The organism is Pseudomonas sp. ok266 (assembly GCF_900110195.1).
GTDB lineage: Bacteria > Pseudomonadota > Gammaproteobacteria > Pseudomonadales > Pseudomonadaceae > Aquipseudomonas > Aquipseudomonas neuropathica.
Genome location: NZ_FOCU01000005.1, coordinates 143,765 through 170,590, shown reverse-complemented (window position 1 = coordinate 170,590; position 26,826 = coordinate 143,765). Strand labels below are relative to the sequence as shown.

Sequence of the window (26,826 nt, the reverse complement as noted above, 5' to 3'; positions counted from 1 at the left end):
TCAGTAGTAAACGATCTGCACAACCATGATCGCTTCGAACGGTCCGACTTCGGGATCGCCCAGCGACACCACCGACGCGCTGAACGGCACATCGATATGGCTGACGTCCGCCGGAAAATTCGCCAGAGGGAAAGGCTCGTTGATCTGCACCAGATTGTTGTGGGCATCGCGCACCTGAATGCCGAACTGGCTGCCCGCCGTCGGCAGAATGTTGTAAAGCCCCTGCTGGTTGGCGGTGACAAACGTCGCACCGATGTTGATCGCACTGCTGCACTTCTTTTCCAGCGCGAGGCTGAAGGGCCGGGTCGGATTGGGCGGCGAGAACCCAGTGGTGGTTTTCTGAATCACGCCAAAGTCGACAATGCCCGGCTCCGGCGTCACCGTGACATCGACCGTGCACGCGGTGCCGACAATGTTCTGCAACCCGGAGAGTTGAAAGCGGAAGTTGCCCGCCGGGTTGCTCGGCCCGCCATTCAAGCCATAGAGACCGTCGAACTGGAACACGTCGTAGGTGTCTTGCGAGGGACGCTGCAAGGGCAACAATCCGCGTTTGCGGATCACCACCTGAAACGCAATGCTGGGCGTCACCCGTGAACACGCGAGCATGTCAGCGCCGCTGGTCGCGTCCGGGCAACCACGGGATACGAATCCGCTGTTCACGCCCTGGGTCGGGTTGGAACTCCAGTCGCCGTCCCAGGCTGTCACGCCGCGATACACCAGACCGAATTCGATGCCCCACGGGGTGGCATTGAGTCCTGCCGGGTTGCCATAGAAGTAGATCGGATCGTCTTCCCTGAAGTGCAGATCGAAGAGTTTCCAGCAGTCGGCCGGCACCACATGGGTTTTCGAGCGCCAGATGATCGTGCCGTCCGGCACGGTGTCCGGCACCGACACCGGGCCAATGTATTCGCTCAGGTAGCTGCCGCCGTCCAGCGACTTGCAGACCATCGCCGAAGCCAACTGCGACGCGCCCAGCAGCACTGCGGCCGCGGCCAGCCGGGTCAGCGTAGAGAACAGGCTCACGGTCTCACGCCTTTGCAGACGTTCGCCACGCAGTTGAACAGCGTGTCGGACTGGCCACCGAAGTCATTCATGTTCGACACCCGCAAGGTGCTGAACGCGGTGTTGCTCAGGGCAAACCGCGCATTGCCGCGTGGCGCGATCATCACCGTATCGATCGGCATTCTGGTTTTTTCCGGGCCGGCCAGCAGCCCGACCACAGTGATGTGAAACGGTGTCGGGTTATCGACAATCAGCTGTTTCGCTGCCGGGTCGATTTTCAGGTTCAGGCCCAGCGCGAGGTCTTCGCCACGCTCACGCTTCACCGCTGCCGGGCGATAGAACAATTTGATCTTCGACTGCAAGGCGATCTGCATCGAGTTGACGGCCTGGCTCTTCGGCGGAATCTCGCGAATGTTCAAATAGAACACCGACTCGCGGTCCGCCGGCAGGGCCAGTTCGGGCAATTTCACGATACGCAGCACACTGCTTTCGTTCGGCTCGATGCGCTGCAGCGGTGGCAGGACCATGAACGGTGAGGTGACTTTCTGGCCACTCTCGTTTTCGATCCACGACTGCACAATAAATGGCAGTTGCGGGTTTTTGTTGCTGACTGTGACGCTGACCGATGGTGCACTTTCCTCGAACACCAGCCGGGTGCGATCCGGCACCACAGCGGCGCTGGCCAACAGCGGCAGAGCAAGGCCCGCGGCCAGAAACAGACGGTGAGCAGTAAACAAGGCAAAACGAGACATGATGACTCCGGGTTTATTGGAAGACGCGGTTACAGACACTGGGCAGGCTTGGCGATATTGCTAACCACGTCCTCCTCAGGGAGTTTGGCCAGACTGCATTGGCCGGCGTCATCCCAACGCGCTACCAGTTCAGCCCCAACCTTGATGCCCAACAGATAAGTGACGCCCGCCTCTCCGACGATGCCCACCTCCCGGTTGGTGTTCTTGTCCTGCACCGATGCGCCGAAAGGCACCGGTTTACCGTCGTTGCGGGTCAACACGACAAATGCGTTGCGGCCCTGCCCCGTGGCGAAATTGACGTAGCCGATGGCTCCCTCGGTCAGCGCCAGACGCTGGATCGGGTTGGACACTTCGGTGTTGAGCGGCAGTTTTTCGACGTTGACCCGCGCTTCGTAAGCCTGAAACGAGGGCAAGCCATCCATCACCGCATAGCCGTCCCGGTTGGTGCGGGTCTGCCCGGTGAAGGCCACGTCCGGTACGCCATCGGTGGACACCAGCAGGCGCGTATCGCCATTGGTGCCATTGCCATGGGCCGAGACTCCATAACGGGTGGCGACCAGCGAGCTGTCGAGTTCGCCGGTCAGCGAGCGATAGGTGCTGCCATCGGTGGAGGCCGACGCATTGGCGCGGTAACTCGAAGCGCGTTTACCGACATAGGCGTTGACGTAGCGGTTGTCGCCAACGCCGCCATACACCTGATAGTTCACGCCTTCGCCGTCGTCATGGCTGTAGCCGACACTGGCGGACGAATCGCCGGAACCCGAGCGCTGCAGGTTACTGGAGGCCATCGAATTGCCCCCCAGTGGCACCGTCACGCCGAGGTAGATCTGCGAGTCATTCTGCCGACTGTTTTGCGTCTGGTAAGCCGACAGGTTTGCGGTGATGTTCTTGACGTTGCCAAGGGAAAAACTGCGCGCCACGGTCATGCCGAAACGATCGGCTGCCGGCGCGTCCCAATAAGTCGAATGGTCGTAGGAAAAACTCGTCGATAACCAGGAAAAATGCTTGGCCAAGGTCACCGAATAACGTTGCTTGCCTGAGTTCATCGCATAGGAATCGGCATCGCCGACAAACTGCGAAAAGTTGGTGAAGGTCTTGTCGGAAAAGCGATAACCCAAAAACCGCAGGTCGGTGCCAATGGCGTCAAAACGCTTGGAATAGTTGATTCTGTAAGAGTTGCCGGCCACGGTTTCGCCGTTCCAGCGCAGCTTCGCCCGAGACGTGGTGACATCACCAGACACTGCGCCGAATACGCCAAGGTCCTTGCCGATACCGATGGCATTCGACTGATAACCCGAGGCCGCCAGCACGCCACCGTAGATTGTCCAGTCCCTTGGCAGACCATAGGCCGCTTCCGAGGCGACAAACTCAGGCTCTGTGCCGCCGTTACCAGTCAGGCGCGGCTGGCCGGCGGAAACCTTGTAACGCAACTCGCCTTCACGGGACAGAAACGGAACTGCAGCGGTGGCTACGGTAAACGTTTGTTCGCTGCCATCCTCTTCGCGCACGGTCACGTCCAGGGTGCCCTGCACGCTGCTGTTGAGATCCTGAAGGCTGAACGCACCCGGGGTCACCGTGGTCGAGTACAACACACGGCCCTGCTGGGATACGGTGACGGTCGCATTGGTACGCGCCACACCACTGATCAGCGGCGCATAACCGCGCAGGTTCGGCGGCAACATGCGGTCGTCGCTGCTCAGGGTCGCACCGCGCAAGGCGAAGGTGTCGAACACATCGGAGTTCAGATAGTCCTCACCGACCGACAGCTTCGAACGTATCGATGGCAACGCGCGATAGGCGTACAAGCGGTTCAACTGGAACGCTTCGCCGTGGGGATCATTATTCTGGCTACCTGACTCTTGCCGCGCCTGATAATCAGCGCGGATGCGCCAGGCATCGAGGTTGACCCCGGCCGTGCCATAGCTTTGCAATGAACGCGAATCGCCGGACGGCGTATTGGTTTCGCGGCTGTTGGCGATCACTCGGTAATCAAGCAACGCGCCGTTGAGCCCGTCGCTCCAGGCGGCAGGCGGAATGTAGTTGGGATCGTCATACTCGAACGAGGCCTGCGGCAGGCTGATCGACAGACGTCCAAGGTTTTTCATGTACTTGATCGAGGCATTTTCAATGCCACGCAAATCCACACATTGCCCCTCAGCCAGACGCGGCAGGCTTTTGAGCAACGCAGGTTTGAGACCAAAGGTCGCCACCAGGTCTTCGGGCAGACAGGCGTAACTTTCTTGCGGGTTGGCGCCGCTCTTGAACTCGATCGAACGTGAGCCGAAATAACGCTGATTGACGGTGATATCCAGCAAGTAACGACCGGGCACAGTGTATTGGGCGTGGGCAAACTGTCCGAGACTGATATCGTCGTTTTTATCGATATTCAGGAACTCCGAATTAAACTCCACAGCGTTTGAATAACGCGCACAGGAGATCAACACGCAAGACACGAAAAGTTTTCGGCCGTACACGGGAAATAGCCTTTATCAGAACTTTGACGGAAAAGAAAAAAGGGGTTTTCACCCCTTTCTCTTACAACGTGCGATACCGCGGTATCAGTTGTAGGCCACGGTGAAGTTCGCAACGCTGTCTGCTTCACCGGTGGTGACGGTCGCAGAGGTGGCTTCATACATGGCGGCGAAGGTCACGGTGTTGTTGCCGTTTTGCAGCACAACCGGAGCGACCTGCTCGGTGCCGTTATCGAGCATTTCGCCAGCGCTGGCCTGCAGACGGATGCCGACGTTCTGCGCCAGACCGGTAGTGGCGAACAGGCCCGGAACCGCTGGATCCTGCACACCGCTGAAGGTGAAGCGGGCGTTCTTCTGGGTGGTGGTGTCGCAGTCGGTCAGGATGATGTCGAACTTGGTCGGCGTCGAACGATCACCGATCGCCTTGAACTGGTTCGATGGCACCTGACCCAGGGAAACGGTCTGGTCCAGAGAGCTGGCGTCGATACCGCAGGCGCCGGATACGATTTCACCATTGAAACGTACGGTGCCAGGGTTGCCGGAAGCCGGCGTCGCAGCATTGGCGAAAGAAGCGAGACCCATGACAACGGTAGCGGCGGTAACAGCGACGATCTTTTTCATTTTTTACATCTCTTGGGATAGTTGTTTATTCGGCCCAGCGGCCTGGCTCTCCCAATTACTCATCAGCGACAACAGGCTTGCTCGCTGTAGCGAACAACCTTCATCACGGAATCTGCAACGAATGGTTCCCCCCTCTTTCCGGCCATTCCCTGCCGAACTTTCCAGGTATTCATTGCACTTCCGTAATAACGCATCGAGTCATCAGGACGCCGGGCATCTCTGCTCCGGAACAAATAGTGATCGAGACCCAAGGGTGAAAATGTAGGTTCTTTCTTGCCGCCTTGTAGGACAATTCTCAGCAACCGAAAACGATCATTCCGTGGTACTCGGACTCCAGAACGCCTGCACCACCAGCGCCGATGTGGAAATCCGCGCCACCAGCGCATCCAGTTCATCGCCATCGACCGACGTTGTCGCCAGCGTCGCTTCGATTTCGATTTCATCGGCGCCGAAGGCATGCACATCAACATCGCTGGCCGGGTAGTTGCTGCGTTCAAGCTCGGCCTCAAGCAAGGCGAACACGGCGGTTTGCTGGGAGCGCCGGGCGATGACGTAAACGATGTTGGTGACTTCCGCCGAGACCACGTCCAGTGGCTGGCGGTTGATGTTGTTGACGATCGGCCGCAGCAAGGTGTTGGCGGCCAGAATGAATAGCGTGCCGAGTACGGCTTCGGCGAGCAGATCGGCCCCGGCACAGGCACCGACCGCTGCGGAGGTCCACAGGGTCGCGGCGGTATTGAGACCGCGCACGTTGCCCTCTTCGCGCATGATCACCCCGGCGCCGAGAAAGCCGATGCCGGAGACCACGTAAGCAACCACGCGCACCGCACCTTCGGCACCAGCGAGACGGTTGGCCATGTCGACGAAAATCGCTGCGCCGACGGCGACCAGCACGTTGGTGCGCAGGCCGGCGGTGCGTTGCCGGTACTGACGTTCGAAACCGATCAGACCGCCGAGAATGAACGCAGCGCTGAGGCTGACGAGGGTGTCGAGCAGCGAATCGAGGTTGAGGTTGTTGATGGCTTGCATGTGTATCTCCCTCTTGAGAACGCATCAACTCCTTGTGGGAGCGAGCTTGCTCGCGAAAGCGGTGTGTCAGCTAACAGATGATTAACTGACTGGACGCCTTCGCGAGCAGGCTCGCTCCCACAGGGGAACGGTGTTGGCCGTGCGGTTATTGCCAGCCGAACCGGCGGATGTAGAACCCTTTCACTGCCTGGGTCAGCGCCATGTACGCCAGCAGAATCACCGGCAGGAACACGAAGTACAGCGATGGCAACGCCTGCAGTTTGAAGTAGTGCGCCAGCGGCCCCATCGGCAGGAAGATGCCGACCGCCATGATGATCCCGGTCATCACCAGCAGCGGCATGGCCGCGCGGCTTTGCAGGAACGGAATCTTCGGCGTGCGGATCATGTGCACGATCAGCGTCTGGGTCAGCAACCCGACCACAAACCAGCCGGACTGGAACAGGGTCTGGTGATCCGGGGTGTTGGCATCGAATACGTACCACATCAAGGCGAATGTGGTGATGTCGAAGATCGAACTGATCGGGCCGAAGAACAGCATGAAGCGCCCAACGTCACCCGGCTGCCAGCGTTGTGGTTTTTTCAGCATGTCCTCGTCGACGTTATCGAACGGAATGGCGATCTGCGAAATGTCGTAGAGCAGGTTCTGCACCAGCAGGTGCATCGGCAGCATCGGCAAGAACGGAATGAACGCACTGGCGACCAGCACCGAGAAGACGTTGCCGAAATTGGAACTGGCGGTCATCTTGATGTACTTGAGCATGTTGGCGAAGGTGCGCCGCCCTTCGAGTACGCCCTCCTCCAGCACCATCAGGCTCTTTTCCAACAGGATGATGTCCGCCGCTTCCTTGGCGATGTCCACCGCGCTGTCCACGGAAATACCGATGTCGGCGGTGCGCAGCGCGGGGGCATCGTTGATGCCGTCGCCCATGAACCCGACCACATGGCCGTTGCCCTTGAGGATGCGCACGATGCGCTCCTTGTGCGACGGCGTCAGTTTGGCGAAGACGTTGGTGGTTTCCACGGCCACGGCCAGTTCGTCATCGCTCATGCGCTCGACGTCATTGCCCAGCAGCAGGCCTTGTTGCGCGAGGCCGACTTCGCGGCAGATCTTCGCGGTCACCAGTTCGTTGTCGCCGGTCAGCACTTTCACCGCCACGCCATGTTCGGCCAAGGCCTTGAGCGCCGGCGCGGTGCTTTCCTTCGGGGGATCGAGGAACGCCACATAGCCGATCAGCGTCAGTTCCTGTTCATCGGCCAGGCTGTAAATCTCGCGACCTTCGGGCATCGAGCGTGCGGCCACCGCCACCACGCGCAAGCCTTCAGCGTTGAATGCTGCGGTGACCTGACGAATCCGGGTCAGCAATTCATCGCTCAAGGCTTCATCGACCTCACCGTGACGCACGCGGCTGCACACCGCCAGGACTTCTTCCACGGCACCTTTGCAGATCAGTTGATGTGGCTGGCCACGTCCTTCGACCACCACCGACATACGCCGACGATTGAAGTCGAACGGGATCTCATCGACCTTGCGAAACGTCGTGCCGACTTTCAGTTCCCGGTGAATTTCCACGTGTTCCAGCACCGCGACATCGAGCAGGTTTTTCAGACCGGTCTGGTAGTAGCTGTTCAGGTAAGCCATTTCCAGCACGTCATCGGAGTCTTCGCCCCAGACATCGACATTGCGCGCGAGGAAGATCTTGTCCTGGGTCAGCGTGCCGGTCTTGTCGGTGCACAGCACGTCCATGGCGCCGAAGTTCTGGATCGCATCGAGACGTTTGACGATGACTTTTTTACGCGACAGGAACACCGCGCCTTTGGCCAGCGTCGAGGTGACGATCATCGGCAGCATTTCCGGGGTCAGGCCGACGGCAATCGACAGCGCGAACAGCAATGCTTCGGTCCAGTCACCCTTGGTGAAACCGTTGATGAACAGCACCAGCGGCGCCATGACGAACATGAAACGGATCAACAGCCAGCTGACTTTGTTGACGCCTTGCTGGAACGAAGTCACCGCGCGATCGGTTGCGCCGACACGCTGGGCCAGCGCACCGAAATAGGTGCTGTTGCCCGTGGTGAGAATCACCGCCACCGCCGTGCCGGAGACGACGTTGGTGCCCATGAACAGGATGTTGTCCAGCTCCAGAGGATTGCGCGTGTCGCGATCCTGCTGACGCGGAAATTTTTCCACCGGCATCGATTCACCGGTCATCGCCGCCTGGCTGACGAACAGATCTTTGGCACTGAGCACCCGGCAATCAGCGGGAATCATGTCGCCGGCCGAGAGCACGATCAGATCGCCGGGCACCAGTTGTTTGATGGGCAATTCGCTGCGCGGCGCGTCACGGCGCATCACCGTAGCGGTGTTGCTGACCATGGCTTTCAGCGCGTCGGCAGCCTGGTTGGATTTGCTTTCCTGCCAGAAACGCAGCAGCGTCGACAGCACCACCATGGAGAAAATCACCACGGCGGCCTTGAGGTCTTCGGTCAGCCACGAGATCACCGCCAACAACGTCAGCAGCAAGTTGAACGGGTTTTTGTAGCAGTGCCACAGGTGAATCCACCATGGCAGCGGCTGCTCGTGTTCGACTTCGTTGAGCCCGTATTGCGCACGCAGCGCATCGACTTCGAAATCGGTGAGGCCATCGGAATGCGTGCCGAGTGTCGACAGCAATACGCCGCTGTCGCAATGCGCAGCGTCGACCAAAGTGTTGGCCAAGGTTGGCGGGACTTCACGGCTGACCGTGGTGTCGTTGATCGATTCCAGCAGCGCCAGACGACGGAAGTGCCGGGCGATGTGGCGGGTCCGCAGAAAACCTGCGAAGAATTCCTTGAGCGTAAGTTTCATGGCTGTTGCCCCTATGGTCAGCCGGGAAACCGTCAAGCAGGTACGGCCGCGCCTCGTCCGCCGGAAAAACCGGCACGGCAAGGCTTGGCGCGCCAGTCAGAAACGACAGGCGTGTCGATAGGGCTGCGATGACGACAATAAAGTCGCAATCACGCTCTGTTCAGCGTCGATGAGAAGGAACGTCCAGACATGGCCCAGGACGAGGCATGCACGGGATGCCGCTGCTCGCTGTTACGGCGAGACAACGGCAGAGAAAGGCTGCGCGTTATCTTGCCGAGAATCTGCCGGTTACCGAGACCGGCCGACAACTGTCACTCGAACAAGTACCCACTGTGGGTCTCCGCTATTGATGAAAACGCGCGAAGCTTACGCCCCGATGTCTGGAGAGTAAACCCGCAAAAGGGGGTGTGTCGGGAAATGTGGGGGATGTTCAGGAAGGGTTCAGGATTCGGATTTTGCGGTGATTTTGATGGCCCCTTCGCGAGCAGGCTCGCTCCCACATTTGTCCGGCGTACACAGAACATTGTAGGAGTGAGCCTGCTCGCGATAGCGGTCTTTCCAGCGCCGCAGATTTTAGCTGGCAGTCGCCAACAGCAGATCCTCCATCGACCGATGCCCACGGTTCTTGCCATGGTCATACAAAGAACCGGCAATCTCGTCCGCACGAATCGGCAGCACAGACAGCAGCGTATCGCTCAGACCATGGCTGGCCTGGCAGAAGCCCTGCATGTAGATGCCGGCCTGGCAGCGTTCGTCGGTGATCAGTTTGTAATTGCGATCGACCTCGAAGTCGCCCAGGTATTCTTCCAGCGGCGCCAGCAGTTTGCGGTGCATCTGCCGCTCGTAACCAGTGGCCAGGACCACCGCATCGTAGTTGCGTACGCTGACTTCGCCAGTGGCGTTGTTGCGCACAGCCAACTCGATACCGTTTTCGGTGGCGGTGGCTTTCTCGACGGTGGTCAGGGTACGGAACGCGTGACGGGCAACACCCGAGACTTTCTGCCGATAGAAGATGCCGTAGATGCGCTCGATCAGGTCGATGTCGACCACCGAATAGTTGGTGTTGTGGTACTCGTTGACCAGACGCTCACGCTCGACGCTGTTCTGCTGGAACACCAGATCAGTGAACTCAGGCGAGAACACTTCGTTGACGAACGGGCTGTCGTCGGCGGGCTTCAAGGCCGAGCCGCGCAGGATCATGTCGACCTGCACCGACGGGAACGAATCGTTCAGATCGATAAAGGCTTCCGCCGCACTCTGCCCACCGCCGATGATCGCGATGCTCATCGGCTGATTGTTCACGCACGGCTGCTTGGCCATTTGCGAGAGGTATTGCGAGTGGTGGAACACGCGGCTATCGCCCTTCAGCGCTTTGAACGCCTCCGGAATACGCGGTGTGCCACCGGCGCTGACCACCACCGAACGGGTGGTGCGTACATGTTGCAGGCCCTGGCTATCGCGGGAAATCACCCGCAGCGCTTCAACCTGGTGGTTGTGCAGCACGGGCTCGATGGTCAGCACTTCTTCGCCATAACGGCTCTGCTCGGTGAACTGCCCGGCGACCCAGCGCAGGTAGTCGTTGTACTCCATGCGGCACGGATAGAAGGTGCCGAGGTTGATGAAGTCGACCAGACGACCGTGATACTTGAGGTAATTGACGAACGAGTACGGGCTGGTCGGATTACGCAGGGTCACCAGATCCTTGAGGAAGGAAATCTGCAGCTCGCTCTGCGTCGACAAGGTGTTGCCGTGCCAGCTGTAGTTGGCCTGTTTGTCGAGGAACAGCACATCCAGCTCACCCTGTGTCGGGCCGCGCTCTTGCAGAGCGATGGCCAGCGCCAGGTTCGAAGGGCCGAAACCGACGCCGATCAGGTCGTGAACGATGGGCGATGCAATTGCCTGTGTCATTTCCAGTGTCCTCTGGATGAACCCCTCAACGCGGGGATAAAGCCTGGGTGGCCTGACCGGCCTGAATCAGGTCAGCAGGTCGTCTGTTGAGTAGGAACGAGGACGATGAACGGAAATTTAACCAGCAAGGATCAATGGGCGTCCCATTGTTTGATGCGCAAGCGGCAATGTTTCATGGCGTTGACGATGTGCTTTTCCACCAACGCCTTGGAAATCCCCAGGTGCTCGGCAATTTCCGGGTGGGACAGACCTTCGATCTTGCGCAGCAGAAAACTTTCCCGGCAGCGCGGCGGCAACTCGGCCAACGCGCGCTGGAGCATCTCCAGACGTTGACCGTGGTCGAGGGTGCCGTGGGGCGACGGGGTGAAATAGCGCTCTTCGCTGTCCAGCACATCGAGCGATTCGACCTGGCGCAAGGCGTTGCGCCGATGATCATCGATAACCAGATTCAATGCCGTGCGATAAAGGAAGGCCCGCGGTTGTTCGATCGGCGTGTCGCTGGAACGCTCCAGTACCCGCACATAAGCGTCATGCACCACATCTTCGGCCACCTGACGGTTGCCCAGCTTGGCGTTAAGGAAACACACCAGCTCGCGATAGTAGTTTTCCAACATGACTCCCGACCGCATCGATGCAGTTCCTGTCCTTGAGCACACTGATCCAGCCGCCGCAAACGCAGTAGCAAGATAGTGGCAACGTAAGGTGCGTAATTTATAGTAATTCTCATATAGATTTAAAGAGTTGTTTCCACATCCGCCCCAAATAGTCGCGTCTGGCTACCTGTTACTTGATGTGTACGGCGCTTAAATTCCCTTGTGCATTCATCGTTTACAGGACAGCTCCCCGTATCTGTCGTGCCATGCGACAGCGTTCAGCGCCTCTGCACGCCTGTGTACTGGCCGAATGACGGGCCGATTCCACTGGCCGGAACCCTGCATGAAACGTCCCCGCCCCGCCCGACGCGCTCTGTTCGCCGCCCTTTGCCTGATTCCCGTGATCGCCGTTGCCGCGTGGCAAGTCCTGCCGCCCGGGCGCGACGCCCTCGCCACGGTGCAGGTGACCCGCAGCAGTATCGAAAACAGCGTGACCGCACTGGGCACGCTGCAGCCACGCCGTTATGTGGACGTCGGTGCGCAGGCGTCCGGGCAGATCCAGAAGATTCATGTCGAGGCTGGCGACACGATCAAGGAAGGCCAGTTACTGGTAGAGATCGATCCGTCCACGCAAAAGGCCAAACTGGATGCCGGGCGGTTTTCCATCGAAAACCTCAAGGCACAGTTGCAGGAGCAACGCGCCCAGCACGACCTCGCGCAACAGAAATACCAGCGCCAGCAGAAGCTCGCCGCCGGTGGCGCCACCCGTGAGGAAGACGTGCAGACCGCCCGCGCCGAAGTCCGCGCCACCCAGGCACGCATCGACATGTTCCAGGCGCAGATCCGTCAGGCTCAAGCCAGCCTGCGCAGTGATGAAGCGGAGCTCGGCTACACGCGCATTTATGCACCGATGAGCGGCACCGTCGTGGCCGTCGGCGCCCGCGAAGGCCAGACGCTCAACGCGCAACAGCAAACCCCGCTGATCCTGCGCATCGCCCGGCTCTCACCGATGACCGTGTGGGCCGAGGTTTCCGAAGCGGACATCGGCCACGTCAAACCCGGCATGACCGCCTACTTCACCACGCTCAGCGGCGGCGCTCGGCGCTGGAGCAGCACCGTCCGGCAAATTCTGCCGGTGCCGCCGCGCCCGCTCGAACAGAATCAGGGTGGCAGTCCCACCAGCGGTCGCAGCGGCAGCGAACGCGTGGTGCTCTACACCGTATTGCTCGACGTCGACAACGCCGACAACAGCCTGATGACCGACATGACTGCGCAGGTGTTCTTTGTGGCGCAACAGGCGCAAGACACCCTCACCGTGCCGAGCGCCGCCCTGCAACCCGGCTCACGCCCACAATGGCTGCGGGCGCAGATCGTCGCCGCCAATGGCGAAATCGAGTCCCGCGAAGTGCGCACCGGCATCAGCGACCGCTTGCGCACCCAAGTGCTTGAAGGCCTGGCCGAAGGCGATCACATCCTCAGCGCGCCGGCCACCGGCAGCGGAGGCTGAATGCAAACCCCACTGATTGACCTGCGGCAGATCCGCAAAGCCTACGGCGGCAATGACAGCCCGCTGGTGGAAGTATTACGCGGCATTGATCTGTCGATTCATGCCGGTGAGTTCGTCGCCATCGTCGGGGCGTCCGGCTCCGGCAAGTCGACATTGATGAATATCCTCGGCTGCCTCGACCGCCCTACCAGCGGCGAATATCGCTTCGCCGGAGAAGACGTCGCCCGACTCGACAGCGATGCGCTGGCCTGGCTGCGCCGCGAAGCGTTTGGTTTTGTATTCCAGGGTTATCACCTGATTCCGTCCGGCTCCGCCCAGGAAAACGTCGAAATGCCGGCTATCTACGCCGGTACCCCGGCCGCCGAACGCCACGCCCGGGCCAGTGCCTTGCTGGAGCGGCTCGGCCTGGGCAGCCGCACCGGTAACCGCCCGCATCAGCTTTCCGGTGGTCAGCAACAACGGGTGTCGATTGCCCGGGCGCTGATGAACGGCGGCCACATCATCCTCGCCGACGAACCCACCGGCGCCCTCGACAGCCACAGCGGCGCCGAGGTCATGACCCTGCTCGACGAACTCGCCAGTCAGGGCCATGTGGTGATTCTCATCACCCACGACCGCGAAGTCGCACAACGAGCCAAGCGCATCATCGAGATTCGTGACGGCCTGATCATCAGCGACACCGCCGAACAGCCGTCAGCGCCACCACGCAGCGCCAATCCCGGCGCCCTGCAAGCGGTGGATCTGCGCCAGCGCCTGAGCAGCGGCAGCACCCAGACCGGCGCCTGGAAAGGTGAACTGGTCGACGCCGTGCAAGCGGCGTGGCGGGTCATGTGGATCAATCGTTTTCGCACCGCGCTGACCCTGCTCGGGATCGTCATCGGCGTGGCCTCGGTGGTGGTGATGCTCGCGGTGGGCGAAGGCAGCAAACGCCAGGTGATGGCGCAAATGGGCGCCTTCGGTTCCAACATCATCTACCTCAGCGGCGCCGCACCCAATCCGCGCACACCACCGGGCATCATCACCCTCGACGACGTCGCCGAGCTGGCTGCCCTGCCCCAGGTCGAGCGGATCATGCCGGTCAACGGCTCGACCGCTGGCGTGCGTTTCGGCAATGCCGACCACAGCAGTTACGTCGGTGGCAACGACACCAATTTCCCGAGCATCTTCAACTGGCCGGTGGTTCAGGGCAGTTACTTCAGCCAGGCCGATGAAGACAGCGCCGCCGCCGTGGCGGTGATCGGCACCAAGGTGCGCGACAAGCTGCTCAAGGATGTCGCCGATCCGATCGGCCAATACATCCTCATCGAAAACGTGCCGTTTCAGGTGCTCGGTGTTCTGGCGGAAAAGGGCTCGAGCTCCGGCGATTCCGACAGCGACAACCGCATCGCCGTGCCCTACTCGGCGGCCAGCACGCGCCTGTTCGGCAGCCGTAATCCGGAATACGTGGTGATCGCCGCCAAGGACGCACGCAAAGTCAAAGACGCCGAGCAGGCGATCGAACAGGCGATGCTGCGGCGACACAATGGCAAGAAGGATTTCGAACTGACCAACAACGCCGCAATGATTCAAGCCGAAGCACGCACGCAGGGCACGCTGTCGCTGATGCTCGGCGCCATCGCCGCGATCTCGTTGCTGGTCGGCGGTATCGGGGTGATGAACATCATGCTCATGACCGTGCGCGAACGCACCCGGGAAATCGGTATCCGCATGGCCACCGGGGCGCGTCAGCGCGACATCCTGCGCCAGTTTCTCACCGAAGCGGTGATGCTTTCGGTGGTCGGCGGCCTGGCCGGTATCAGCCTGGCGATGCTGGTCGGCGGCGTGCTGTTGTTCAGCGGCGTGGCGATCGCGTTTCAATGGCTGGCCGTCATCGGTGCGTTCGCCTGCGCGCTGGCCACCGGCGTCCTCTTCGGCTTCATGCCTGCCCGCAAGGCTGCCCGGCTCGACCCGGTCACGGCCCTTACCAGTGAATGATCGACCTATGAAAGCGCCACTGACCATCCTTGCCGCCAGCCTGTTGCTGGCGGCCTGTAACAGCCCTGCGCCACGCCCCGACAGCGGCGTGCTGCCACCGGCCGCGTGGCAATCGCCTGAGCATCCCGGTGCTGTGCAGAGCAACCGCCAATGGTGGACGCAGTTCGGCAGCCCCGAGCTGGATCGTCTGGTCGAACAGGCGCGAGTGGGCAGCCATGACCTCGGCGCCGCTGTTGCGCGGGTCAGGCAAGCCCAGGCCAGCGCGACGATTGCCGGCGCCCCGCTGCTCCCCGAAATCAAGGCCGGTCTCAATGCCAATCGGCAGAAACTGTTGCATGGCAAAGGCTACAGCCAACTCGACGTCAGCCCGGATAATCGCTCGCTGGATTACTACGACGCCGAGCTGAGCGCCAGTTACGAAATCGACTTCTGGGGCGGTAAACGCGCGGCACGCGACAGCGCCGTGTTCGGTGTACAGGCCAGCGAATTCGACCGTGCCACCGTCGAACTGACCCTGCAAAGCGGCGTCGCCAACAGTTACACGCAGGCCTTGGCATTGCGCGAACAGGCACGCATTGCCGAGCTCAATCTAACCAACGCGCAGAACGTCCTGCACCTGGTGCAAACCCGCTTCGACGCCGGCAGCGCCACCGCACTGGAACTGGCCCAGCAAAAAAGCCTGGTAGCGGAACAGCAGCGCAAATTGCCACTGGTGCAGCAACAGGCCCGCGAAGCCTTGATCACCCTCGCCGCCCTGCTCGGCCAACCGGTGCAGGCATTGTCGGCACCGCAACAGTCATTCGAACAGTTGCAATGGCCGAACATCGCCAGTGGTGTGCCCAGCGATTTGCTGAGCCGGCGTCCGGACATCGCCAGCGCCGAAGCCAAACTGGCAGCGGCCCAGGCTGACGTCAGCGTGGCCCGCGCCGCCATGCTGCCGAAAATCACCCTCACCGCCAGCCTCGGCACCGGCGCCGATTTGGCAGCGGACCTGCTGCGCACCACGTTCTACAACCTGTCTTCCGGCTTGACCGCGCCGATCTTCAACAACGGCCGCCTGAGCGCCGAGCGCGACAAGGCCAAGGCGCGTCAGGACGAACTGCTGGAAACCTATCGCGGGGCGATCATCAATGGCTTCGCTGACGTGGAAAAAGCCCTGAGCAGCATTCGCGGCCTCGATGAACAACGCCAGTGGCAAAGCGAAGAACTGAGCCAGGCGCAGACCGCGTTCGACATTGCCCAAAGCCGTTATCAGGCCGGTGCCGAAGACTTGCTGACGGTGCTGCAAACCCAGCGCACCTTGTATGCGGCGCAGGATATGAATGTGCAATTGCGCCTTTCGCGTTTGCAGGCCAGCATTGCTCTGTACAAGGCGCTGGGCGGGGGTTGGCAGGTTATCTGAGCGAAAATTATCGACTGGACTGACGCCTTCGCGAGCAGGCTCGCTCCCACATTGGATCTGCGTCGTTTACAAAGTCCCCTGCTCGCGAAGGCGCCAGGTCAGGCAAGCAATATCCCCAGGCAAAAAAAATCGCAGCACCGGGCTGCGATTTTTTTGCGCTCAGAGTTGCCGCCCTTTCACTTTCAGATGCCGCGCGTACCACGGTCGCTGCGGCACTTTGCGGAACAGGTCGGCCATGTTGTCTTCATCGCCAAAGGTGATGCGCAACGCCAGCTTCATCGTCTCTGGATCCATCTCCACCGAGCGCCCGATCTGCAACCCCGGCACGGTGCTGCAGCCATGGGTGTCTGGCCCCAGCCACGGGTCACCGACCTCAACCCAGCGCCCCGGCGCAAACCACGGCACGCCGTTGACCTCCAGCCGGCTGACCTCGCCCGGATGAAAACGCTCGTGGGCGCGGAACCAGTCTTCGATGCGATCATCGATCCAGCCGTGGAAACGCCAGAACACCGGGTTCACATGGGAGGAAAACGGGTCGCCGAGAAAGTCGTTTTCCGGGGCATACCAACGCGCGGCAAAATCCGCCTGATCGCGCGCCATCGGCACCGGAATGTCGTTGGACGGATCCCGCGCCACCGACGCCCAGCGCATGTGCAACCAGTCGTGCAGACCCAATTCGACTTCCGAACCGAACTGGCCGAGGGAAAGTTTCGCCAGGTAGCGCGGGTCGCGGTACTGCGATTCCCAGACCTGGAAATTGCTGTGATAGGTCTCGGCCGCTTTGATATCGCTGACCCACTTGGTGTATTCGTCATCACCTTCCGTCAGCCACGTCGGTGGCAGTGCATCGCCGTCGTGATTGTCGAAGTAGCGGGCGAAGCCCTGGCGGTCGCGTTCCAGCTCCGGTTGCGGCATCGGGAAGGCCTGCCACGACGGCAGATCCTGCATCGAACGGGCCTTGCCGAGCATGTGCCGGTGCATGAAGAAAAAATCGATGCCCGAACCATTGCGATCCTTGCTGGGCCCACGGGCATCGCGCTCCTTGTCACGGGGGCCGGGTTGCCACCCAATACCGCGCAGGGCGTCGCGTTTTTTCTCCGAGAGCTTGTGCCACTTGTCGCGGCTGGCGTGCCAGAGCTGGTGGAACAGGCGATGTTCCGGCGCCACCAGCCACGCCAACAGCGTCGGGTTCAAACCGGTGCGCTCGCGGGCTTCGGGAAAACGCCGTTTGATGGCGATGAAATGATTGTCCAGTTCGGGCAGCGCCAACGGCCGATCGAGGCGCAACACTTGCCCGGTGAACGTACCGCTGCCGGCATTGCCGAACGCCGCCCAGACTTCGTCGAGTTTGACTTTGAATTCGTAGACCGGCGGCGCGTGCGGCGCATCGGTGCGCATCAGCCGCCAGTACATTTCGGCGCCGGTGCCCGGCGCCAGATCGCCGATCACTTGGTAACGCGCAGGCGCTTCTGAGCGCAGGCTGGCACCGGTATCGAGAAACCCGCGCAAACCGCGCCCCCGGTGGGCAATGTCGAGAAACAACTCGAGGCCGTCGCGTGGCAAGCCATCAAGCCCCGCCGCAGATCCGCTGAAACGGATATCCCAGACGCCGCGCAGGTTGTCCGCCAACTGCTGTCCGGCGGTATCGGCCAGATCGACCGTAGCCTCGCCCGGGGTGATCGGAAACTCCTCGCGGGTCAGCTCACGATGTGCATAAAAAGCGGCAGGCAGCGCGGCGCCCGTGAGTGCCATGCCCGCCATGAACCAGCGTCGAGAGATCGTCATTGCCCTACCTGTGTCAGCCATGAAGCAGGCTTTATCCAAGCTAGAACGTTTGCTCGCCGGGGAAATTTACGGCCCCGGCAAAAGATCGCTACGCGCCGTCAGCGCTTTTCCTGCGCGCGACTAAATTACCCGCCCGGCCACTCGTTCCTCCCAGATAGCAAAGGCCCCTGCGCCTGCACCTCGACGGCGAACCTGAATGAGATGGCAATGACAAAACCGCGTTCGAAAAAGGCTCTATTTATCGGCCTGCCGCTGGCCTTGGCGATCAGCGCCGGCGCAGGGTTTCTGGCTTGGGATTACTGGTTTCGGGACAACCCTGGCTACCCGGTAAAAGTGATGAAACAGGCGACCGAGTTGCAGGATCGCATTCTCTCCTTCGACAGCCACATCACCGTACCGCTGAGTTTCGGCGCCCACGGCAATGAAGCCGACAAGGACGGCTCCGGCCAGTTCGACCTGATCAAGGCCAATCGCGGGCGCTTGTCGGGCGCTGCGCTGACGGTGTTCGGCTGGCCGGAAATGTGGAACGGCCCGAACGCCCCGCATCGCCCCACCGAAGGTTTTGTCGAAGAAGCCCGCAACCAACAGGAAGTCCGTTACAAGATCATCACCGGCATGGTCCGCGACTTCCCCAATCAGGTCGGCATCGCCTACACCCCGGATGATTTCCGCCGCCTGCATGGCGAAGGCAAGTTTGCGATTTTCATCAGCATGCTCAACGCTTACCCGCTGGGCAACGACCTGAGCAAACTGGACCTGTGGGCCGGACGCGGCATGCGCATGTTCGGCTTCAGCTACATCGGCAACAACAGCTGGGCGGACTCCTCGCGCCCGCTGCCGTTCTTCAATGACTCACCGGACGCCCTCGACGGTCTCTCCGATATCGGCAAGCAAGCAGTGCAGCGTTTGAACGATCTGGGCGTGATCATCGACGTTTCGCAGATGTCGACCAAAGGCCTGGAACAGGTTGCACAGCTTAGCCGCACACCGTTGGTGGCCTCGCACTCGGCGCCGCGTGCGGCGGTGGATATTCCGCGCAACCTCAGCGACAAGGAATTGCAGCTGATCAAGAACAGCGGCGGCGTGGTTCAGGTGGTCGGCTTCTCGCAGTACCTCAAACCGCTGACTCAGGGCACGCAGGACAAACTCAATGCCCTGCGCGCACGCTTCGATCTGCCGCCACTGCCAAACCTGGCCATGGCGCTGATGCCGGGCGACCCGATCATCACGGCCTGGTCGGAACAGAAACTCGGCCAGTACGCCAGCGGCCTCTACGGCATCCTTGAAGAAGAGCCGAAAGCCACCCTCAAGGATCTCGGCGACGCCATCGATTACACCGTGCGCAAAATCGGTATCGACCATGTTGGCATCTCGTCCGACTTCAACGACGGCGGCGGCATCAAGGGTTGGGAAAACGTTGGCGAAATCCGCAACGTCACCGCCGAATTGATACAGCGCGGCTACTCCGAAGCGGACATCGCCAAGCTGTGGGGCGGCAACTTCATGCGCGTCTGGGATCAGGTGCAGAAATCCGCGAAACCGGCACTGATTTCCCGTCAGGACACTGCCAAGCCATGACAGACCGCCGGACTTTTCTGAAACAGGCTGGCGTGGTCGCGGCCGCCCTGCCGCTTGGCGCCAGCCTGACAGCACCGGCCATGGCGACGACCGCCCCCGTGGCCTCCGCGAACAAATGGACGCAATTGCGCCAGTTGTTCGATCAGGATCCACAGGCGATCCACTTTGCCAATTTCCTGATTACCTCTCACCCCAAACCCGTGCGCGAGGCCATCGAACGCCATCGCGCCGCGCTTGACCTGAACCCGGGGCTGGCCATGGACTGGGATTTGGGGAGCGACGAACAATTGCAGGAAAACGTGCGGGTCTGGGCCGGCAAATACCTGCAGGCCAAACCCGGCCAGATCGCCCTCACCGGCAGCACCACCGAAGGGCTGGCGATGATTTATGGCAGCGTGCAGGTGCGCCCTGATCAGGAAATCCTCACCACCGAGCACGAGCACTATTCCACCCGCAACATCCTCGATTTCCGCAGCCGCCGCGATGGCACCCGGGTGCGCAAACTCAGGCTGTTCGAAACGCCGCAAAGCATTTCCCTGGATCAGGTGCTCGACACCATCAACCGCAACATCCGCCCTGAGACCCGCGTCCTCGGCATGACCTGGGTGCATTCGGGCAGCGGTGTGAAATTGCCAATCAGCGCTATCTCGCGGCTGGTCGATGAACACAACCGTCAACGCGACGACAAGGATCGCCTGATCTACGTGGTCGACGGCGTGCACGGTTTCGGTGTCGATGACCTGAGTTTCCCGCAGATGAACTGCGACTTCTTTATCGCCGGCACCCACAAATGGATGTTCGGCCCGCGCGGCACCGGCATCGTGTGCAGCCGCAGCGAAGAGCTGAAATACGTCAGCCCGAGCGTGCCGACGTTCTCCGAAGCCACCTCTTTCGCCACGATCATGACCCCGGGCGGTTACCACGCTTTCGAGCATCGCTGGGCGGTGGACGAAGCGTTCAAGTTGCACCTGCAACTGGGCAAGGCCGAGGTTCAGGCGCGCATTCATCAGCTCAACAGCTACCTGAAGCAGCGCCTGCGCGAACACGCGAACATCGAACTGGTGACCCCGCTCGATCCGCAGTTTTCCGCCGGTTTCACTTTCTTCCGGGTCAAGGGTCAGAACAGTGATGCAGTCGCCACCTACCTGATGCAAAACCGGGTGATCTGCGATGCGGTCAGCCGTGATGTCGGCCCGGTGATTCGCACCGCGCCGGGCCTGCTCAACAACGAAGCCGAAGTGGACCGCTTCATGGCCATCCTCGGCAAAAAACTGCGCGCCTGAACCTTCGCCTCCCGTTTTCCTTTCACAGAGACGACTCATGAAAAAGCCTCACGCCTGTTTCACCTTCAAGGCCTTGCCCGCGCTGGCCCTGACCGCGCTGTGCGCCGGCCTGCTGCCCGGTTCTGCTCAAGCGGCGACAGCGCCGGCGCCGGGCAAAGTGTTCAAGGACTGCAAGGACTGCCCGGAAATGGTCGTGCTGCCGACCGGCACCTTCACCATGGGCACCCCGGACGACGAAGTCGGCCGCGAACCGGACGAAGGCCCGCGCCACGCAGTGACCTTCAGCAAACCCTTCGCCATCAGCCGCTTTCAGGTGCTGGTCGGCGAGTGGGACGCGTATGTGCGCGAAACCGGCAACAAGCCTTACGACTTCGATGATCGCCCGGGTCGCCGCTGCACCGCCGGCAAACCGGAATTCAAACAGACCGCCCGCGACCCGGCCGTGTGCATGAACGTCGCCGAAGCCCAGGGCTACATCGATTGGTTATCGAAAAAGACCGGCCACGCGTATCGCCTGCAAAGCGAATCGATCCGCGAGTACGCCGCACGCGGCGGCAGCACCGGGCCCTTCCCTTTCCCGTTCGATGAAGGCAACAACTACCAGATTTCCAAACATGCCAACACCTATGGTGCCGCCGACGGTTACAACTTCACGTCACCAGCCGGGACGTTCCCGGCCAATGCCTTCGGCGTTTACGACGCTCACGGCAACGTCTACGAATGGACCGCCGACTGCTATCACAAGGATTACTCCGGCGTACCCAACGACGGTCGCCCATGGACCCAGGAAAACTGCGAGCGTCAGGTCATGCGCGGCAACGATTGGGGCGAGGCGCCGGTGTTCTCGCGCTCCGGCAACCGCAACAGCAGCTGGCCGACCAGCAAAGGCGACTGGCTCGGGTTCCGCGTAGTGCGCGACCTCTGATCCTGCCCGCCACGACCGCAGCCCCGCCTGCGGTCGTTTAAAGAAAGTCCGTGACCATTCGTTTTCCTTAAGTACCGGCACTCCCTCCGCACCGAAGCAGGAATCCTCCATGACCAAGCCTACGCGTGGGGCGATCAACGAATTGTTCGCCTTGCTCAAGCCCTTCCGCCTGATCGTCTCTGTGTCCATCGTGCTCGGCATGATCGGCGGCCTGAGCGTCACCGTGCTGCTGGCGACCATCAACAATGCCCTGCACTCCGACGACGGCCTGACCCGCACCGTGGTAATGATCTTCGCTGGCCTCTGTGCGTTGGCCTTGTTGACGACGATTTTGTCCGACATCGGCACCAACTACGTCGGCCAGCACATCATCGCCAAGCTGCGCAAGGAACTGGGGGAGAAAGTGCTGTCAGCGCCGATCGACCAGATCGAACGCTACCGCAGCCATCGGTTGATCCCGGTACTGACCCACGACGTCGACACCATCAGCGACTTCGCCTTCGCCTTTGCCCCGCTGGCAATTTCCATGACCGTTACCCTCGGCTGTCTCGGCTATCTGGCCATGCTGTCCTGGCCGATGTTCCTGATGATGCTGGTGGCCATTGCCATCGGCACGACCATTCAAGCGATTGCCCGGGCCAAGGGCATGCGCGGTTTCTACGCCGCACGCGACTCTGAGGATGAACTGCAAAAGCACTACAACGCGATTGCCGAAGGCGCCAAGGAACTGCGCATTCACCGTCCGCGTCGCCAGCGCATGTTTGTCGCCGGTATTCAGAAAACCGCCGAGAAGATCTGCGACACCCAGATCAAATCCATCAACACCTTCGTCATCGCCAAGTCCTTCGGTTCGATGCTGTTCTTCGTGGTGATCGGCATGGCGCTGGCCCTGCAATCCTTCTGGCCCAGCGGCGACAAAGCAGTGATGAGCGGCTTCGTCCTGGTGCTGCTGTACATGAAGGGGCCGCTGGAGCACCTGGTCAGCACCTTGCCGATCATCAGCCGTGCGCAGATTGCCTTCCGCCGCATCGCCGAACTGAGCGAGCAATTTTCCTCGCCCGAACCGCATCTGTTGCTGGAAGACCAAGGCAAGAAACCCGGTGCGGTCAACAGCCTGGAACTGCACAACGTGCGCTACGCCTTCCCACCCGTGGAAGGCAGCGAACCGTTCCGTCTGGGGCCGGTCAACCTGCGCATCGAACAGGGCGACATCGTGTTTATCGTCGGTGAAAACGGCTGCGGCAAAACCACACTGATCAAACTGTTGCTGGGCTTATACGCGCCAACCGAAGGCGAAATCCGCGTCAACGATCAGCCGATCACCGCGCTCAATCGCGATGACTACCGGCAGAATTTCACCACGATTTTTGCCGACTACTACCTGTTCGACGATCTGATTCAGGGCGACCGCGAAGTCCCGCAGGACGCGACCCGCTACCTCGAACGTCTGGAGATCGCGCACAAGGTCAGCGTGCGCGACGGCGCGTTCAGCACCACCGATTTGTCCACCGGCCAGCGCAAGCGCCTGGCCCTGGTCAATGCCTGGCTCGAAGAGCGGCCGGTGCTGGTGTTCGATGAATGGGCGGCCGATCAGGACCCGACGTTCCGGCGGATTTTCTACACCGAGTTGCTGCCTGACCTCAAACGTCTGGGCAAGACCATCATCGTCATTTCCCACGATGACCGTTACTTCGACGTCGCCGATCAATTGGTGCGCATGGAGGCCGGCAAGGTCAAGAGCGAACTGCAAACCGCTTGATCGACGAGGCCGCGGTCTGGCCGGAAAAATAATTTTCCGGTTTGCCGCGGCTTCCTCGTCTTAATGAGATGAATAAGAACCATTAACAACTATACCTGCCAAGGTCTTAACCTCATGTCCGCATCCCGTTTCATGCTTCGCCCTCTGACTCGAGCCCTGCTGATGCACGGCGCGACACGCACTCGACTGGCCGGCACCGGCCTTGGTCTGGCACTGACACTCACGGCAGCCCCGTATGTCCAGGCCCAGGAATGGACCCTGAACATCCCGTCGCAGCCACTGGCGCAGGCGCTGCAAACCCTTGGCCAGCAGACCAGTCTGCAAATCATCTACAGCCCGGAAAGCCTGCAAGGTCTGCGCTCGACCGCGCTCAGCGGCCGCTACCAGGATGATGAGTCGCTCAAGGCGATGCTCAACGGTACCGGCATTCGCTACCAGCGTGACGGCAACACCGTGACCGTGCTCGGCCCGGCCACCGGTAGCGCGATGGAACTGGCCCCGACCAACGTCAACGCCAGCCGCCTGGGCGCCACCACCGAGGGCAGCAACTCCTACACCACCGGCGGCGTGACCATTGGCAAGGGCGTGCACTCGCTGAAGGAAACCCCGCAGTCGGTCACGGTGATGACCCGCAAGATGCTCGATGACCAGAACCTCAACACCATCGAACAGGTGATGGAGAAGACCCCGGGCATTACCGTGTATGACTCGCCCATGGGCGGCAAGTATTTCTACTCCCGCGGCTTCCGTATGACTGGCCAGTACCAGTACGACGGCGTGCCGCTGGATATCGGCAGCAGCTACGTGCAGGCCGACAGCTTCAACAGCGACATGGCCATTTATGACCGCGTGGAAGTTCTGCGTGGCGCAGCCGGCATGATGAAAGGCGCAGGCGGCACCGCCGGTGGCGTCAACTTCGTACGCAAACGCGGCCAGGACACTGCGCACACGCAGCTCTCATTGTCGGCAGGCACCTGGGACAACTATCGTGGCCAGGTCGATACCGGCGGCCCGCTCAACGATTCCGGGACCATCCGTGGTCGCGCCGTGGTCACCGAACAGACCCGTCAATATTTCTATGACGTGGCCAGCCGCAAGGACCAGATCTACTACGGCGCCCTGGACTTCGACCTCAGCCCCGACACCACCCTGGGGCTGGGTTTCGCCTGGGAAGACGTCGACGCCACGCCATGCTGGGGCGGTCTGCCGCGTTACGCCGACGGCTCCGACCTGCACCTCAAGCGCTCCACCTGCCTGAACACCGCGTGGAACAACCAGCGCAGCAAACGCGCCACCTACTTCGCCGACCTGAAACACCAGTTCAACGACGACTGGTCGCTGAAGGTCGCCGGGGTGTACTCGCGCAACACCCAGGACATGGAATACGCCTTCCCGAGCGGCGCCGTGCCGGTCGGTGCCACCGCCACCAATACCCTGATGCTGGGCAGTATTTACGACTACGACCAGCGCGACTACGGCTTCGATGCCTATGTCGACGGCAAATTCGACGCCTTCGGCCAGCAACATGAACTGACCATCGGCGCCAACGCCAGCCGTTCGCACAAGGATGACTTCTACGCCGTCGCCGCCCTGCCCCAACGGCAGAACGTGCTCGACCCCAACCACCACATCCCGCAACCGGACGAAAGCTACTACCTGGCCAACGCTTCCCGTGGCGGCCCGGTGGACATGCACATCAAGCAATACGGCGCCTACTCGATCGCCCGCCTGAAACTGGCTGATCCGCTGACCCTGGTACTGGGCAGCCGTGTCAGCTGGTACAAGTCCGACACCGATTCGGTGCAGTACTTCCGTGGCGAAGGCACCCAGGTCGACACCAAGTCCACCGAAACCGGCCAGGTCACGCCGTTCGCCGGTGTGCTGTTCGACCTCAACGACAACCTGACCGCCTACGCCAGCTACACCGACATCTTCACCCCGCAAGGCGCTTACAAGACCATCGATGGCAGCACCCTCAAGCCATTGGTTGGCCAGAGCTACGAGCTGGGGATCAAGGGTGAGTGGTTCGACGGTCGTCTGAACAGCTCCTTCAACCTGTTCCGCACCCTTCAGAAAGATGCCGCCCAGGATGACCCGCGTTGCGAAGACAGTTCTTGCTCGATCAACTCCGGCAAGGTTCGCGCGCAGGGCTTCGAAGCTGAAGTCAGTGGTGAGGTGATTGATCGGCTGCAATTGCTCGCCGGTTACACCTACACCCAGACCAAGGTGCTGGAAGATGCCGACGCCACGCAGGATGGCGTGGTCTACAACTCCTACGTGCCGCGCCATTTGCTGCGTATCTGGGGTGACTACAGCCTGAGCGGGCCGCTGGATCGCGTGACGATCGGTGCGGGTGTCAACGCGCAGACGGGCAACTACCGGACTTCGCCTTTGGGCGGTGACAACATTGATGGCGCCGGTTATGCGGTCTGGAACGGTCGCATTGGCTACCGTATCGATGACACCTGGTCGGTGGCGCTTAACGGGAATAACCTGTTTGACAAGCGTTACTACTCGACCATTGGTACCGAAGGGTTCGGTAATTTCTATGGTGATCCGCGTAACTTCGTGATGTCGGTCAAGGCTGACTTCTGATTGGGTGTGATGTGAGAGAGCCCCGCTTTGGTGGGGCTTTTTTTCGCCTGTTGGTCTTGGCGGCCTTCGGGCCGACCATGCTCTTTGGATTTTGGGGGCATATCCGTTGCTGCGGGTGTTGCCGATGGCGGTTTCGCTCTTACAGCGAGTCACCTTTTCCAAACGCCGAAAAGGTAACCCAAAAGGCTTTGCCCCGGCGTACGGCACTTCGCTGAGGCTCAGTGTTCCCTCGCTACGGTGTCCATCCGGGGGCATCGCCTACGGTTTGCTTCGCTGCACCTCCTCTCGATGTATGCGGCTTCGCCGCACGGCGCTGCGCGCCTAACCCCCGGATGAACACCTACGCTCGGCCTGCCGATGGGGCAAAAGATCAAAAACCAAAGCCAAAGCAAGATCACAAGCCAGATCAAAAGCCAGATCAAAAGCCCCTCACCCTAACCCTCTCCCGGAGGGAGAGGGGACTGATCGAGGTGTTTGGGAGAGCTACGCCGACGTGCGATACCGCGTTGAACTCAGGCTCTGAAAAGCAAACAAATCAGCCCCTCGCCCTCCAAGAAAAAGAGAGGAATGATTGAGGTAATTGGGCGAGCTACGCCGACGTGCGATACCGCGCTGAACTCAGGTTTTGAAAAACACACAAATCGGCCCCTCTCCCTCCACTCCCGGATGTAGAGGGGACTGACCAGGGTGTTTGGGAGAGCTTCGCCGACATGCGATACCGAGTCGAACTCAGATTTTGACAAGCCCAAAAATCGGCTCCCTCTCCCTCGGGAGAGGGCTGGGGTGAGGGGAAAATC

17 protein-coding genes are annotated in these 26,826 nt (G+C 60.8%); 8 read left to right on the top strand and 9 right to left on the bottom strand.

The genetic code is table 11. The features are described 5' to 3' along the window. The 8 genes from BMY54_RS10775 to BMY54_RS10740 form a co-directional block, all read right to left on the bottom strand. On the bottom strand, positions 1-1,023 hold the full coding sequence (locus BMY54_RS10775; protein ID WP_256573864.1) for a fimbrial protein: 1,023 nt from the start codon (positions 1,021-1,023) through the stop codon (positions 1-3). After that, positions 1,020-1,754: a fimbrial biogenesis chaperone gene (locus BMY54_RS10770; protein WP_093431982.1), complete on the bottom strand. Its 735-nt coding sequence runs from the start codon at positions 1,752-1,754 to the stop codon at positions 1,020-1,022. Before BMY54_RS10770 ends, BMY54_RS10775 begins: the two co-directional genes overlap by 4 nt. A gap of 29 nt (positions 1,755-1,783) precedes the next feature. Further along, the gene (locus BMY54_RS10765; protein ID WP_245398032.1) at positions 1,784-4,165 is read right to left on the bottom strand and encodes a fimbria/pilus outer membrane usher protein; all 2,382 of its coding nucleotides are present in this window, start codon (positions 4,163-4,165) and stop codon (positions 1,784-1,786) included. A gap of 147 nt (positions 4,166-4,312) precedes the next feature. Beyond that, positions 4,313-4,846 carry a fimbrial protein gene (locus BMY54_RS10760; RefSeq protein ID WP_093431979.1) on the bottom strand — a complete coding sequence of 178 codons (534 nt, stop codon included), beginning with the start codon at positions 4,844-4,846 and terminating at the stop codon, positions 4,313-4,315. A gap of 312 nt (positions 4,847-5,158) precedes the next feature. Next, positions 5,159-5,875, bottom strand: a complete 717-nt coding sequence (locus tag BMY54_RS10755) for an MgtC/SapB family protein (protein ID WP_007913384.1) — start codon at positions 5,873-5,875, stop codon at positions 5,159-5,161. A gap of 145 nt (positions 5,876-6,020) precedes the next feature. After that, the gene (mgtA, locus tag BMY54_RS10750; protein WP_093431976.1) at positions 6,021-8,720 is read right to left on the bottom strand and encodes a magnesium-translocating P-type ATPase; all 2,700 of its coding nucleotides are present in this window, start codon (positions 8,718-8,720) and stop codon (positions 6,021-6,023) included. A gap of 573 nt (positions 8,721-9,293) precedes the next feature. Next, entirely contained in the window at positions 9,294-10,628 is a 1,335-nt protein-coding gene (locus BMY54_RS10745) for a lysine N(6)-hydroxylase/L-ornithine N(5)-oxygenase family protein (protein ID WP_093431973.1), read from the bottom strand. A 131-nt stretch (positions 10,629-10,759) separates the two neighbouring features. Further along, complete coding sequence (locus tag BMY54_RS10740) at positions 10,760-11,242, bottom strand: sigma-70 family RNA polymerase sigma factor (protein WP_042704912.1); 483 nt, start codon at positions 11,240-11,242, stop codon at positions 10,760-10,762. Positions 11,243-11,564: 322 nt separating this feature from the next. Between BMY54_RS10740 and BMY54_RS10735 the strand changes: the two genes are divergently transcribed. The 3 genes from BMY54_RS10735 to BMY54_RS10725 are packed head-to-tail and all read left to right on the top strand — an operon-like array spanning position 11,565 to position 16,104. Continuing rightward, positions 11,565-12,728 (top strand): efflux RND transporter periplasmic adaptor subunit, encoded by a 1,164-nt coding sequence (locus BMY54_RS10735; RefSeq protein WP_093431970.1) that lies wholly within the window; start codon positions 11,565-11,567, stop codon positions 12,726-12,728. Next, complete coding sequence (locus BMY54_RS10730) at positions 12,729-14,702, top strand: MacB family efflux pump subunit (protein ID WP_093431967.1); 1,974 nt, start codon at positions 12,729-12,731, stop codon at positions 14,700-14,702. It begins immediately after the preceding gene. Positions 14,703-14,709: 7 nt separating this feature from the next. Further along, a complete protein-coding gene (locus BMY54_RS10725; protein ID WP_093431964.1) occupies positions 14,710-16,104 on the top strand; it encodes an efflux transporter outer membrane subunit in 1,395 nt (464 codons plus the stop codon). 159 nt (positions 16,105-16,263) lie between these two features. Here BMY54_RS10725 and BMY54_RS10720 read toward each other — a convergent pair whose 3' ends face one another. Then, positions 16,264-17,889, bottom strand: a complete 1,626-nt coding sequence (locus tag BMY54_RS10720; protein WP_093431961.1) for a pyoverdine maturation tyrosinase PvdP — start codon at positions 17,887-17,889, stop codon at positions 16,264-16,266. A 207-nt stretch (positions 17,890-18,096) separates the two neighbouring features. Here BMY54_RS10720 and pvdM point away from each other — a divergent pair, with 207 nt between their 5' ends. The 5 genes from pvdM (at position 18,097) to BMY54_RS10695 (ending at position 26,029) form a co-directional block, all read left to right on the top strand. Continuing rightward, entirely contained in the window at positions 18,097-19,467 is a 1,371-nt protein-coding gene (gene pvdM, locus BMY54_RS10715; protein WP_093431958.1) for a pyoverdine-tailoring dipeptidase-like protein PvdM, read from the top strand. Beyond that, positions 19,464-20,750 carry a pyoverdine-tailoring periplasmic protein PvdN gene (locus BMY54_RS10710; protein ID WP_093431955.1) on the top strand — a complete coding sequence of 429 codons (1,287 nt, stop codon included), beginning with the start codon at positions 19,464-19,466 and terminating at the stop codon, positions 20,748-20,750. Before pvdM ends, BMY54_RS10710 begins: the two co-directional genes overlap by 4 nt. Positions 20,751-20,787: 37 nt before the next feature. Next, positions 20,788-21,675, top strand: a complete 888-nt coding sequence (locus BMY54_RS10705; protein ID WP_093431952.1) for a dihydropyoverdine dehydrogenase — start codon at positions 20,788-20,790, stop codon at positions 21,673-21,675. A 109-nt stretch (positions 21,676-21,784) separates the two neighbouring features. Next, positions 21,785-23,434, top strand: coding sequence for a cyclic peptide export ABC transporter (locus BMY54_RS10700; RefSeq protein WP_093431948.1), 1,650 nt, complete (start codon positions 21,785-21,787; stop codon positions 23,432-23,434). Positions 23,435-23,548: 114 nt separating this feature from the next. Next, entirely contained in the window at positions 23,549-26,029 is a 2,481-nt protein-coding gene (locus BMY54_RS10695; RefSeq protein WP_175559580.1) for a TonB-dependent siderophore receptor, read from the top strand. The last annotated feature ends 797 nt before the right edge of the window (positions 26,030-26,826 follow it).